Source organism: Pseudomonas sp. KB_12 (assembly GCF_052114545.1).
In the GTDB taxonomy this organism is placed as follows: Bacteria; Pseudomonadota; Gammaproteobacteria; order Pseudomonadales; family Pseudomonadaceae; genus Aquipseudomonas; species Aquipseudomonas brassicacearum.
The window spans coordinates 1-13221 of the sequence record NZ_JBFREY010000038.1; the positions used below are offsets into that span (position 1 = coordinate 1).

The 13221-nt window shown below is 62.4% G+C and carries 9 protein-coding genes; 3 read left to right on the top strand and 6 right to left on the bottom strand.

The window, feature by feature from the left end; all coding sequences use genetic code 11:
- Nucleotides 1–134 precede the first annotated feature (134 nt).
- The 5 genes from hslU to AB4Z20_RS24025 all read right to left on the bottom strand — a co-directional run bounded on the left by hslU (nt 135) and on the right by AB4Z20_RS24025 (nt 7248).
- Complete coding sequence (gene hslU, locus AB4Z20_RS24005; protein WP_214510906.1) at nt 135–1472, bottom strand: ATP-dependent protease ATPase subunit HslU; 1338 nt, start codon at nt 1470–1472, stop codon at nt 135–137.
- 56 nt (nt 1473–1528) lie between these two features.
- A complete protein-coding gene (hslV, locus tag AB4Z20_RS24010) occupies nt 1529–2059 on the bottom strand; it encodes an ATP-dependent protease subunit HslV (RefSeq protein WP_003196958.1) in 531 nt (176 codons plus the stop codon).
- A 273-nt stretch (nt 2060–2332) separates the two neighbouring features.
- Complete coding sequence (locus tag AB4Z20_RS24015) at nt 2333–3028, bottom strand: SPOR domain-containing protein (RefSeq protein ID WP_253471082.1); 696 nt, start codon at nt 3026–3028, stop codon at nt 2333–2335.
- Nucleotide 3029: 1 nt separating this feature from the next.
- On the bottom strand, nt 3030–4766 hold the full coding sequence (argS, locus tag AB4Z20_RS24020; RefSeq protein WP_253471084.1) for an arginine--tRNA ligase: 1737 nt from the start codon (nt 4764–4766) through the stop codon (nt 3030–3032).
- Between the two features lie 262 nt (nt 4767–5028).
- Nucleotides 5029–7248, bottom strand: a complete 2220-nt coding sequence (locus AB4Z20_RS24025) for a primosomal protein N' (protein ID WP_442090699.1) — start codon at nt 7246–7248, stop codon at nt 5029–5031.
- A 289-nt stretch (nt 7249–7537) separates the two neighbouring features.
- On the opposite strand from AB4Z20_RS24025, the gene rpmE reads away from it, so the two are divergent.
- The 3 genes from rpmE to AB4Z20_RS24040 all read left to right on the top strand — a co-directional run bounded on the left by rpmE (nt 7538) and on the right by AB4Z20_RS24040 (nt 10040).
- Nucleotides 7538–7762: a 50S ribosomal protein L31 gene (gene rpmE / locus AB4Z20_RS24030; RefSeq protein ID WP_003196965.1), complete on the top strand. Its 225-nt coding sequence runs from the start codon at nt 7538–7540 to the stop codon at nt 7760–7762.
- A 41-nt stretch (nt 7763–7803) separates the two neighbouring features.
- Complete coding sequence (locus AB4Z20_RS24035) at nt 7804–8586, top strand: thermonuclease family protein (protein WP_320389792.1); 783 nt, start codon at nt 7804–7806, stop codon at nt 8584–8586.
- Nucleotides 8587–8771: 185 nt separating this feature from the next.
- The gene (locus AB4Z20_RS24040; protein WP_258690224.1) at nt 8772–10040 is read left to right on the top strand and encodes a malic enzyme-like NAD(P)-binding protein; all 1269 of its coding nucleotides are present in this window, start codon (nt 8772–8774) and stop codon (nt 10038–10040) included.
- A 546-nt stretch (nt 10041–10586) separates the two neighbouring features.
- Here the strand turns inward: AB4Z20_RS24040 and AB4Z20_RS24045 are convergent.
- Nucleotides 10587–13031, bottom strand: coding sequence for a penicillin-binding protein 1A (locus tag AB4Z20_RS24045; protein ID WP_435052330.1), 2445 nt, complete (start codon nt 13029–13031; stop codon nt 10587–10589).
- Nucleotides 13032–13221: the final 190 nt, after the last annotated feature.

Here is a 13221-nt window from a genome sequence, read left to right on the forward strand (position 1 = left end):
CTGTGCTGTGTGGGAGCAAGGCTTGCCCGCGATGAAAACGCCGCGGTCTCTTGAGGACCGCAGCGCCTGGATCGCGAGCAAGCTTTGCTCCCACACAGCTCGCTCCTACAGGTCCCGGGAAACCTGTCAGTGGGTTACAGGATATACCGCGACAGGTCTTCGTTCTGCGCCAGCTCACCCAGGTGGCTGTTGACGTACTCGGCGTCGATGAGGATCGGCGCTTCGTTGTGGGCGCTCGCCAGGTCGCCGGCGCTGAACGAAACTTCCTCGAGCAGGCGTTCGAGCAACGTGTGCAGGCGACGGGCACCGATGTTCTCGGTCTTCTCGTTGACCTGCCAGGCGATCTGGGCCAGGCGCTTGATGCCTTCTGGCGTGAACTCGATGTTCAGGCCTTCGGTCTTGAGCAGCGCGCAATACTGTTCGGTCAGGGACGCGTGGGGCTCGCTGAGGATGCGTTCGAAGTCTTCCGGCGTCAGCGCCTTGAGCTCGACACGGATCGGCAGGCGACCCTGCAGCTCCGGCACCAGGTCGCTCGGCTTGCTCAGGTGGAACGCGCCGGAAGCGATGAACAGGATGTGGTCGGTCTTGACCATGCCCAGCTTGGTGTTGACCGTGCAGCCTTCGATCAGCGGCAGCAGGTCGCGTTGTACACCTTCGCGGGACACATCGGCACCGCCGACATTGCCGCGCTTGGCGACCTTGTCGATTTCGTCGATGAACACGATGCCATGCTGTTCGACCGCCTCCAGCGCCTTGGCCTTCAACTCTTCTTCGTTGACCAGGCGGCCGGCTTCCTCATCGCGCACCAGTTTCAGCGCTTCCTTGACCTTGAGCTTGCGGTTTTTCTTCTTGCCCTTGCCCATATTGGCAAACAGGCTCTGCAACTGGTTGGTCATCTCCTCCATGCCGGGCGGCGCGGAAATATCGACGCCGGCCATTTCGGCGACTTCGATCTCGATTTCCTTGTCGTCCAGCTGGCCTTCGCGCAGGCGCTTGCGGAACAGTTGGCGGGTGTTGGAATCCTGGGTCGCGGCGGTGTCGGCGTTGAAGCCCATGCGCGCCGGTGGCAGCAGGGCGTCGAGGATGCGCTCTTCGGCGGCGTCTTCGGCGCGGTGGCGGACCTTGGTGATTTCCTGTTCGCGCAGCAGCTTGATGGCGGCATCGGCCAGGTCACGGATGATTGACTCGACGTCGCGACCGACATAGCCGACTTCGGTGAACTTGGTGGCTTCGACCTTGATGAACGGCGCGTTGGCGAGTTTGGCCAGGCGACGGGCGATCTCGGTTTTACCAACACCGGTCGGGCCGATCATCAGGATGTTCTTGGGGGTCACTTCGACGCGCAGTTCTTCGGGCAGTTGCATCCGGCGCCAGCGGTTACGCAGGGCGATGGCGACGGCGCGCTTGGCATCGTCCTGGCCGATGATATGGCGGTTGAGTTCGTGGACGATTTCGCGGGGAGTCATGGACATAATAATGGGTGGTCCTCAAGCAAGAATGGGCCGTGGCGTGGTTCGCCTGGACAGGCTTATTCCGCGAGGTCCTGCTCCTCAATGGTCTGGGTGTGGTTGGTGAAGACACAGATGTCGCCGGCAATGCCCAAGGCAGTCTCGACGATCTCACGAGCCGACAGGTCGGTTTTTTTCAGCAGGGCGCTGGCCGCAGCCTGGGCGTAGGCACCGCCGGAACCCATGGCGATCAGGCCGTCTTCGGGCTCAACGACGTCGCCGTTGCCGGTGATGATCAGGGAGGCATCCTTGTTGGCGACCGCGAGCATGGCTTCGAGGCGGCTCAGGGAACGGTCGGTGCGCCATTCCTTGGCCAGCTCCACGGCGGCACGGACCAAGTGGCCCTGGTGTTTCTCAAGCTGGCCTTCGAAACGTTCGAACAAGGTGAAGGCGTCGGCAGTGGCCCCGGCGAAACCGGCGATGACTTCGCCGTGATACAGGCGGCGGACTTTCTTCGCGTTGCCTTTCATCACGGTGTTGCCCAGTGAAACCTGGCCGTCGCCGCCCATGACGACTTTGCCATGACGGCGGACTGAAACGATGGTGGTCAAGGGAGAGTCTCCACGCAGCGGGGCGAAAATGCCCGGATGGAACTCATATGGGGGTGGCGTGGGTTTTTTCAACTGCGGGGGACGAGTGGTGCGAGTCACGTAGGAGCTGTCGAGTGCAACGAGGCTGCGATCTTTCCCCAGACCATTGAGTCTCAAGCGAAAGATCAAGATCAAAAGATCGCAGCCTCGCTCCGCTCGACAGCTCCTACAGGCCCAGCGGGAGCAAGCTCCCTCGCCACGAAAGCCCCGCAGCCACAGATGCTTTCGTTAGAATCAGCGGCTCTGGCGTTGTTGTAACAACAGATTGCTGAAACCGCTGCCAGCCAGTTGCTTCTGCGCCTTGGTCAGTTCTTCGCGGTTGCTAAAAGGCCCGACCAATACCCGGTACCAGGTTTCGTCCTTCACGGTGCCGGACTCCACCGCCACGGACTGGCCCAGCAGAATGATCTGCGCCCGGACCTTGTCGGCGTCGGCTTCCTTGCGGAACGAACCGGCCTGGAGGAAGAACTTCGTCACCGGCGCGGCTTTCTGCACCGGTGGGGCCGGTGGCGGCGTGATGCCGGCCAGGGCCGCCTGGGCGCGAGCGGTGTCGATCTTCGCCGCTTCGGCTGGGGTCACCGGTGTGGTGGGCACTTGCGGCGTCGGCAGGGTTTTCTCCGGCACGGCATCGGGCGGCACGATGACTTCCGATTCCGGCAGCAAGGTGTAGAAGTCGTACTTCGGCTTCACCGGTTGCGTCGGGCTCGGCGGGGTCTTGTTGGCCTCGGCGATGCGCGTGGCTTTCTGCTGCTCTTGGCGGACGCGCTTGACGTCATCGCCCTGGCCCGGATCCAGCTTCATCAGAAACACAATGAAAGCGCCGACGGTCAGGCCGATGGCCATCCACAACCAGCCCGGAATCGGTTTTTTGGCCGGAGGCTGGTAACGACTGGCGCCGCGTTTGGGTGCAGGTTTTTTCTTGGCGGCCAACTTACATGCGCTCCAGGGTTTCCAGGCCCAGCAGTTCCAGGCCTTGCTTGAGCGTGCGCCCGGTCAGCGCGGCGAGGCGCAGGCGGCTCTGCATTTGCTCTGGGGTTTGCGCGTTGAGGATCGGGCAGTTCTCGTAGAAGCTGGAGAACAGGCCGGCGACATCGTACAGGTAGGCGCACAGGGTGTGCGGCGTGCCCTTGTCGGCGACGTTGTTCAACACTTCACCGAACTGCGCCAGCTTCGCCGCCAGCTCCTGTTCGTGAGGGGCCTGGAGCACAATCTGGCCGTCCACTTCATTGAAGTTTTTGCCGAGCTTGCGGAACACCCCGGCCACGCGGGTGTAGGCGTACAGCAGGTACGGCGCGGTGTTGCCTTCGAAGTTGAGCATCAGGTCGAAGTTGAAGCTGTAGTCGCTGGTGCGGTGCTTGGACAGGTCGGCGTATTTCACCGCGTCGATGCCCACGACCTTGGCGATCTTGCGCAGTTCGTCTTCGGCCAGCTCGGGGTTCTTGCCCTTGACCAGGGTGTAGGCGCGGTCCTGGGCTTCGGTCAGCAGGTCGATCAGCTTCACCGTGCCGCCGTCGCGAGTCTTGAACGGGCGGCCATCGGCGCCGTTCATGGTGCCGAAGCCCATGTGCTCCATCTCCATCGGATGGGTCACGAAACCGGCCAGGCGTGCGACTTCGAACACTTGCTGGAAGTGCAGGGCCTGGCGCTGGTCGACGAAGTACAGCACCCGATCGGCCTTGAGCACGCTGTTACGGTAGCGCACGGCTGCCAGGTCGGTGGTGGCGTAGAGGTAGCCACCGTCGGCCTTGACGATGATCACCGGCAGCGGCTCGCCATCGGCGGTCTTGAACTGGTCGAGGAACACGCACTGGGCGCCGTTGCTTTCCACCAGCATGCCCTTGGCCTTGAGGTCGTTGACCACGTTGATCAGGTCGTCGTTGTAGGCGCTTTCGCCCATCACGTCGGCCATGGTCAATTTGACGTTCAACAACTCGTAGATTTTCTGGCAGTGGGACAGGGAGATGTCCTTGAACTTGCTCCACAGTGCCAGGCACTCGGCATCGCCGGCCTGCAGCTTGACCACCAGGCCCCGGGCACGGTCGGCGAACTCGGGCGACTCGTCGAAGCGTTGCTTGGCGGCGCGGTAGAAGTTCTCCAGGTCCGACAGTTCGTCGCTGGTAATGGGGTTTTCCTGCAGGTAGGCCATCAGCATGCCGAACTGGGTGCCCCAGTCGCCCACGTGGTTCTGGCGGATCACGGTGTCGCCGAGAAACTCCAGGACCCGGGCCACGCCGTCGCCGATGATGGTCGAGCGCAGGTGGCCGACGTGCATTTCCTTGGCCAGGTTGGGGGCCGAGAGGTCGACCACGGTGCGCTGCAACGGGCCGGCCTTGCGCACGCCAATGCGCTCGTCAGCCAGGGCCGCGTCAAGGCGCGAAGCCAGGGCCTGGGTGTTCTGGAAGAAATTGATGAACCCGGGGCCGGCAATGTCGGCCTTGCTGACGTTCTCGTCGGCCGGCAGGGCATTGATGATTTTCTCCGCCAGGTCCCGTGGCTTCATGCCAGCCGGCTTGGCGAGCATCATCGCGATGTTGCTGGCGAAGTCGCCGTGGGTCTTGTCGCGGGTGTTTTCGACCTGAATCGCCGGCGACAGGCCTTCTGGCAGCACACCTTCAGTGACGAGTTGGGCGATGGCTTGCTGGATGAGCTGGCGAATGGTGTCTTTCATGGTCTTCTCTTTCAACCGCAGGCGCGGCGGCGCTTCGATGCGCAGGTGGAAAAACTGGGCATTATCCGTGGCGAAGGCGGGCTTGCCAACTGTAGCGGGTCGGTTGGGGATGTGTGGTGACTATTCTTGGCCGTCAGGATGTACGCGATCCCCTTGTGGGAGCGAGCTTGCTCGCGATGACGGTGGGTCAGCTTGCATTGATGTTGAATGCCAGACCGCTATCGCGAGCAAGCTCGCTCCCACAGGGAATCAGTGAGCCCCGTCAATACAAATCCACCGGATCCACATCCAGCGACCAGCGCACCGCCCGCCCGCTGGGCATTTGTTCCAGCACCAGCAGCCAGGTGCTCAGCAGTCGATGCAGCGGTGCCCGGGCATTGGCCTGTAATAGAAGCTGCGCGCGATAGCGCCCGGCCCGCCGTTCCATCGGCGCCGGCACCGGCCCCAAGAGTTCGATGCCGGTGAGATTCTGCTCCGCCAGCAAGCGTTCTGCCTCGCTGCAGGCCTCATCGAGAAAGCCTTCGGCCTGCCCCGGCTTGTGGGCTTCGGCCCGCAACAGCGCCAGGTGGGCAAAAGGCGGCAGGCCGGCGCTGCGGCGTTCGCTCAAGGCCTGTTCGGCGAAGGCGAAATAACCTTGCTCGGTCAGTTGGATCAACAGCGGATGATCGGCCAGGTGCGTCTGGATGATCACTTTACCCGGCTCCTCGGCCCGCCCGGCCCGGCCTGCGACCTGGACGATCAACTGCGCCATGCGCTCGCTTGCGCGGAAATCACCGGAAAACAGTCCGCCATCGGCGTCGAGGATCGATACCAGCGTGACCCGCGGAAAGTGGTGCCCCTTGGCGAGCATCTGCGTGCCCACCAGAATGCACGGCTGGCCCTTCTGGATCGTGGCGAACAACTGGTTCATCGCGTCCTTGCGCGAAGTGCTGTCGCGATCCACCCGCAGTACCGGGTAATCGGGGAACAGGATGCCCAGTCGTTCTTCGGCACGCTCGGTGCCGGCGCCGACCGGGCGCAAGTCCACTTTGCCGCACTGCGGGCAATGCCTTGGCACGCGCTCGACGTGGCCGCAGTGGTGGCAACGCAACTCGCCATGGCGTTGATGCACGGTCATCCGCGCATCGCAGCGCTCACAGCCAGACATCCAGCCGCAGTCGTGGCACAACAGCGTCGGGGCAAACCCGCGGCGATTGAGGAACACCAGGACCTGTTGCCCGGCAGCCAGGGTCTGGCCGATGGCTTGCTGCATCGGCCCGGAAATACCGCTGTCCAGCGGGCGACTTTTCACGTCCAGGCGCAGGAAGCGCGGTTGCTTGGCGCCGCCGGCCCGCTCGTTGAGGCGCAGCAGGCCGTAGCGGCCGGTGTAGGCGTTGTGCAGGCTTTCCAGCGATGGCGTGGCCGAGCCGAGGACGATCGGGATGTTTTCCTGGCGGGCGCGCACCAGCGCCAGGTCGCGGGCGTGGTAGCGCAGGCCTTCTTGCTGTTTATAAGAGCCGTCGTGTTCTTCGTCGATGATGATCAGGCCAGGGTTCTTCATCGGTGTGAACAGGGCCGAACGGGTGCCGATGATGATATCGGCCTCGCCGTCACGGGCGGCGAGCCAGGCCTCCAGGCGTTCGCGGTCGTTGACCGCCGAGTGCACCAGGGCGATCCGGGCGTTGAAGCGTTGTTCGAAGCGCGCCAGGGTTTGCGGGCCGAGGTTGATTTCCGGAATCAGTACCAGCGCCTGCTTGCCGGCCTCCAGGGTCTGGCGGATCAGTTGCAGGTAGACCTCGGTCTTGCCGCTGCCGGTGACACCTGCCAGTAGAAAGGCGTGATAACTGTCGAAACCTGCGCGAATCGCTTCGCAAGCGGCCCGCTGTTCGGCGTTGAGCGGCAGTTCCGGCTGGGCCAGCCAATGTTCATGGCGGGCGCCGGGGGCGTGCCTGCGTACTTCCACCTGGACCAGGTCCTTGGCCAGCAACAGGTCGAGGCTGTCCTTGCTGAGCATCAGTTTGCTCAACAATTGATGCGCCACGCCGTGGGGATGTTGGGCCAGGGTCGCCAAGGCCTCACGCTGGCGCGGGGCACGGGCGATGCGCGGGTCGTCCAGCGAGGCGCCAGGCGCCACCGACCAGAACCGCTCCTGGCGCGCCTCGGCCGGTTCGCCCTGGCGCAGCAGCACCGGTAGCGCCCAACTCAGGGTGTCGCCGAGGCTGTGCTGGTAATACTGGGACGTCCACAGGCACAACTTGAACAGCGCGGCGGGCAGTGGTGGCGTGGCATCGAGCAGGGCCAGGGCTGGTTTGAGCTTGTCGACCGGGACCTCGCTGTGGTCGGTGACCTCCACCAGGATGCCGATCATCTCCCGCCGGCCGAACGGCACCCGCAGGCGCATGCCCGGCTGCAACTGGGCGCGCAGGACCCCGGCCGGGGCGCGGTAGTCGAACAGGCGGCGCAGGGGCGAAGGCAAGGCGAGGCGCAGGATGGCGTCGGGCACGCGGGGGATCTCGATAGGCGGACAAGTTCGCAAGGCTGGGCACGATTCAATGTGGGAGCGAGCTTGCTCGCGATGGCTGCGGCACAGCCAGTATCACTGCAACTGACCCACCGCTTTCGCGAGCAAACTCGCTCCCACAGGGATTGTGCTTGAGGTCGCGAGCCTAGCAGACGGTTGGTACAAGTCATAGCTTGCGTGATTGATGTTGTCTGGTAGAATCCGCGGCCTAATTACGTGCGGTATTCAACAATAGTGTTGGATGGCGGCACGCTAGCCTGAGGAAAACAGCATGAAAACCGATATCCATCCGGAATACCCAGTAATTGCCGTAACCTGCAGCTGCGGCAACAAGTTCGAAACGCGTTCGACCTACGGCAAAGCCCTGGCGATCGACGTTTGCAACGAATGCCACCCGTTCTACACCGGCAAGCAAAAGACTCTGGATACCGGCGGCCGTGTTCAGAAGTTCGCCGATCGTTTCGGTGCTTTCGGCAAAGTTACTCCAAAAGCCTGAGGCTGATCATTTTGGATGGTCGTCTCGACCGCTCCAGACTGATGAAAAAGGCGCCCCTTGTGGGCGCCTTTTTTGTGTCTGCGATTTGGCTCGGTGGTGCCCAGGCGTCTTGTCCGTCGCCGGGCAACCTGCCCCAGGTGGCGGTGCAACGGGTGGTGGATGGCGATACCTTGTACTTGGAGGATGGCCGACGCATTCGGATGATTGGGCTCAACAGTCCTGAGCTGGGCAAGCGAGGCCGCGCCGACGAACCGTTCGCCGTGGCGGCGCGTCAGCGACTCGAAGCCCTGGTAGCCGCCAGCGATGGACGGGTGGGCGTGTTGCCTGGCAAGGATGAGCGGGATGATTACGGTCGCACGCTGGCCCATGTCTACAACGCCCAGGGCGAGAACCTCGAGGAACGGTTGATTGCCGAGGGGCTGGGGTTTCTGGTGGCGGTCGCGCCGAACGTCGACCTGGTCAGTTGCCAGCAAATGGCCGAACGTCATGCGCGGCAAGCCGGATCCGGTCTCTGGAAAAAATCGCCCGTCGTGCGAGCGGAGCAAATCAATGCGCCCGGTTTTGTGCTGACGAGCGGACGTGTCGAAAACGTCCAGCGCAATCGCGGGGGCATCTGGATTGAATTGCAGGGGTCGGTTGTCTTGCACATTGCGCCCGGCGTGCAAAGACGCTTCGACGCCTCGGCCCTGAAGCGGCTAAAGGGCCGAAAAATCGAGGCCCGTGGCTGGGTCGTCGATCGCGCCCGACGCGGCGGCCACAAGGCCGGGCAGGCGCGATGGATGTTGCCGCTGACCGATCCTGCCATGCTGCAAGCGGTCTTGTAAGAAAATAATTGTAGACATTTTATAGATCGATTGTATGCATATGGCCCTTGTGTTTCGCGGCTCTTGGTCCAAAGTCGTAGGGCAGGGCGCTTGACAGCAGTGACTGGTCAGTCTTGTGGGGACTTTGCGAGGCGCGTATCCTCGGCGGTCCGTCTGTCCAACACAGTAAAAAGCGGAATGCCCACATGTCTGATCTGAAAACTGCCGCTCTCGAATATCACGCTAATCCTCGTCCAGGGAAGCTGAGTGTCGAGCTCACCAAGGCCACCGCTACTGCTCGCGACTTGTCGCTGGCCTACAGCCCCGGCGTAGCCGAACCAGTCCGCGAAATCGCTCGCGACCCTGAACTGGCCTACAAATACACCGGTAAAGGCAACCTGGTTGCAGTCATTTCCGATGGCACCGCGATTCTCGGCCTGGGTAACCTCGGCCCATTGGCTTCCAAGCCAGTCATGGAAGGCAAGGGCGTGCTGTTCAAGCGCTTCGCCGGTATCGACGTATTCGACATCGAAGTCGACTCCGAGAGCCCGCAAGCCTTCATCGACACCGTCAAGCGCATCTCCATCACCTTCGGTGGCATCAACCTGGAAGACATCAAGGCACCTGAGTGCTTCGAGATCGAGCGCGCCCTGATCGAACAGTGCGACATTCCAGTATTCCACGATGACCAGCATGGTACCGCGATCGTTACTGCGGCCGGCATGATCAACGCCCTGGAAATCGCCGGCAAGACCCTGCCGCAAGCCAAGATCGTCTGCCTCGGCGCCGGCGCTGCGGCCATCTCCTGCATGAAGTTGCTGGTGAGCATGGGCGCCAATATCGAAAACATCTTCATGGTCGACCGTACCGGTGTGATCCACTCCGGCCGTGACGACCTGAACCAGTACAAGGCTGTGTTCGCCCACGCGACCGAGAAGCGCTCCCTGGCGGACGCGCTGGACGGTGCCGACGTGTTCGTTGGCCTGTCCGGTCCGAACCTGCTGAGCGCGGAAAACCTGCTGCGCATGGCGCCGAACCCAATCGTGTTCGCGTGCTCGAACCCGGACCCGGAAATCGCCCCGGAACTGGCTCACGCAACTCGTAACGACGTGATCATGGCCACCGGCCGTTCGGACTATCCGAACCAGGTCAACAACGTACTGGGCTTCCCGTTCATCTTCCGCGGTGCCCTGGACGTTCGCGCCAAGCGCATCAACGAAGAAATGAAAGTCGCGGCCGCCAATGCCCTGCGCGAACTGGCCAAGCTGCCAGTGCCTCAGGAAGTGTGCGACGCCTACGGCGGCATCAAGCTGGAATTCGGTCGTGAGTACATCATCCCGAAACCAATGGACGCCCGCCTGATCACCCTGATCTCCGACGCCGTGGCCAAGGCCGCCATCGAGACTGGCGTGGCCACCCTGCCGTATCCGAAGAACTACCCGCTCAAGAGCGTGGATGATGTGTTCAACGGCTAAGCCGTTGTAGCGCTTCAACAAAAAGCCCCGGCTCCTGTGAGTCGGGGCTTTTTGTTGCTTGCGGTTTCGTGTAGCCGCCGCAAGTCCCCTGTGGGAGCGAGCTTGCTCGCGATTGCAGTCTGGCATTCAACATCGATGCAAGCTGACCTGCCGCCATCGCGAGCAAGCTCGGCTCCCACATTTGATCGGTGATGGACTTTGATTGTGGCCACCGCAAATCCCTGTGGGAGCGAGCTTGCTCGCGATTGCAGTCTGGCATTCAACATCGATGCAAGCTGACCCGCCGCCATCGCGAGCAAGCTCGGCTCCCACATTTGGTCGGTGGTGGGCTTTGATTGTGGCTACCGCAAATCTCTGTGGGAGCGAGCTTGCTCGCGATTGCAGTCTGGCATTCAACATCGATGCAAGCTGACCTGCCGCCATCGCGAGCAAGCTCGGCTCCCACATTTGATCGGTGGTGGGCTTTGATTGTGGCTCCTACAGAATGTTGCGGCCCAAAAAAGCCCCGCGCTTCTTCCGAAGGCGGGGCTTTTGGGTGGTGCCCGGTCAGAACAGATCGATCGGCGCCGCTTCGTCCGCTGGCAATGGGCTGCCCGGTGCGACGCCGTTGCCCAGCTCGTTGGCCGACGGTGGGGTGTCTTCGCTCTTGAACAGTTCGAAGTACGCACCCGGGGTGCCCGGTGTGGCGGCGCGGCCACTGACTGGATCGACCCGCAGGCTGAGGATGCCTTCTGGCTCCGGCTGGATGTGAGGCGGTTTGTCCTTGAGGGCGGCGCCCATGTAGCTCATCCAGATCGGCAGCGCCACGGTGCCGCCGAACTCACGGCGACCCAAGCTTTCGGGTTGGTCGAAACCGGTCCAGACGGTGGTCACGTAATCGGCGTTGTAGCCGGAGAACCAGGCGTCCTTGGATTCGTTGGTGGTACCGGTCTTGCCCGCCAGGTCGGTGCGGCCCAGGGCCAGGGCGCGACGGCCGGTGCCGAGCTTGATCACGTCCTGCAGCATGCTGTTGAGGATGTAGGTGGTACGGCCATCGACAATGCGTTCCGCGATGGCGGGCGCCTGGGGCAGGCCTGGGGCCGTGGTGGCTTCGCCCGGTGTCGCATTGACCGTAAACGTCTCGGTGGACGGTGCGGCGACGCCATTGCTGGCCTGCTCACCCGTTGGGACGCGTGGCGGGTTGGCGACGAACAGCGTCTCGCCGTTGCGGCTTTCGATCTTGTCGATGATGTACGGGGTGATCTTGTACCCGCCGTTGGCGAATGTACTCCAGCCGGTGGCGATTTCCATCGGCGTCAAGGTCGCGGTGCCCAGGGCCAGGGACAGGTTGCGCGGCAGATCCTGCTTGTTGAAGCCGAACTTGCTGATGTAGTCGATGGTGCGGTCCACGCCCAATGCCTGCAGCAGGCGGATCGAGACCAGGTTGCGGGATTTGTACAGCGCCTCGCGCAAACGAATCGGGCCGAGGAACGTATTGGTGTCGTTCTTCGGTCGCCAGACCTTGTCCAGGTACTCATCGACGAACACGATCGGTGCGTCGTTCACCAGGCTGGCGGCGGTGTAGCCGTTATCCAGGGCGGCGCTGTAGACGAATGGCTTGAAGCTCGAGCCCGGCTGGCGCTTGGCCTGCAACGCGCGGTTGTAGTTGCTTTGCTCGAAGGCGAAGCCACCGACCAACGAACGGATGGCACCGTCCTGCGGGTCGAGGGACACCAGGGCGCCCTGGGCGGCCGGGATCTGGCTGAACTTGAGAGTGTTGTCCGCCTGGCGCTGGACGCGGATCAGGTCGCCGACCTGGGCAACGTCGGACGGTTGCCGTGGGTTGGCGCCCATGCTGTTGGTGTTGAGGAACGGCCGGGCCCACTTCATGGTGTCCCAGGCCACGTGTTCTTCCTGCTCGCCGTTACGGGTCAGCACCTTGATGCCGTCCTTGTCCACCGACGTGACAATCGCCGGCTCCAGGCTGCTGATGGTGCGCTGCTTGGTCAGCTCCAGGGCCCAGGCTTCCTTGGTCTTGCCTGGCAGGCGCGATTCAGGGCCACGGTAGCCGTGGCGCTGGTCGTAGGTCATCAAGCCTTCGTGCAGCGCGGTGTTGGCCATTTCCTGCAAGTTGCTCGGCACCGTGGTGGTCACGCGGAAGCCTTCGGTGTAAGCGTCGCTGCCATAGCGCCCAACCATCTCGGCACGGGCCATCTCGGCGATATACGGGGCGTTCACTTCCGGGGTCGGTACGTGATAGCTGGCGTTCAGCGGTTCATTGATCGCGGCGGTATAGTCGGCCTCGCTGATCTTGCCGAGCTTGTACATACGCCCCAGGATCCAGTCGCGACGTTCCTTGCTGCGTGCCGGGTTGGCCAGCGGGTTGAAGCGCGAGGGTGCCTTGGGCAGGCCGGCAATCATCGCCATCTGTGCCAGGCTCACGTCGCGGATCGACTTGCCGTAATACACCTGCGCCGCCGCCTCGATGCCGTAGGCGCGGTTGCCCAGGTAAATCTTGTTCACGTACAGCTCGAGGATTTCATCCTTGGTCAGTTGCCGCTCGATTTGCAGGGCCAGGAGGATCTCGGTGGTCTTGCGCGAGAAGCTGCGCTCGCTGGTCAGGAAGAAGTTCTTGGCCACCTGCATGGTGATGGTGCTGCCGCCGGACTGGATGTGCCCGCTCTTGACCAACTGGCTGGCGGCGCGCATCAGGCTGCCCGGGTCGACGCCGTAGTGATTGGCGAAGTTATCGTCTTCAGCACTTAGTAACGCATTGATGAAATTGGGGGGAATGTCGGCGAAACGGATCGGCGTGCGGCGCATTTCGCCAAATTCGGCGATCAACTTGTTGTCGCTGCTGTACACCCGCAAAGGAATCTGCAACTGAATACTTCTCAGCGCCTCCACGGACGGCAATCCCGGACTAAGGTAAAGAAAGGCACCGCTCAGGCCCAAGAGCAGTCCGCAGAAAACGGCGACGATGGACCATCCGAAAAATTTCAGCAGACGAATCAAGGCTTTTGGATATCCAGGCAAAGAATGAAAAAGGCGCCAGGTGCAGGGATGGACCCGTGCTTGCAACAAAGCGAAAAAAAACGCTGGGCATTATAAGCATTTTTTTTCGTCGGGAATGCCATCCGGACGTCCGTCGGACCGGTGTAATTGAACGCAATGCATATTAGAGAGTCCGTAACTCACGGAT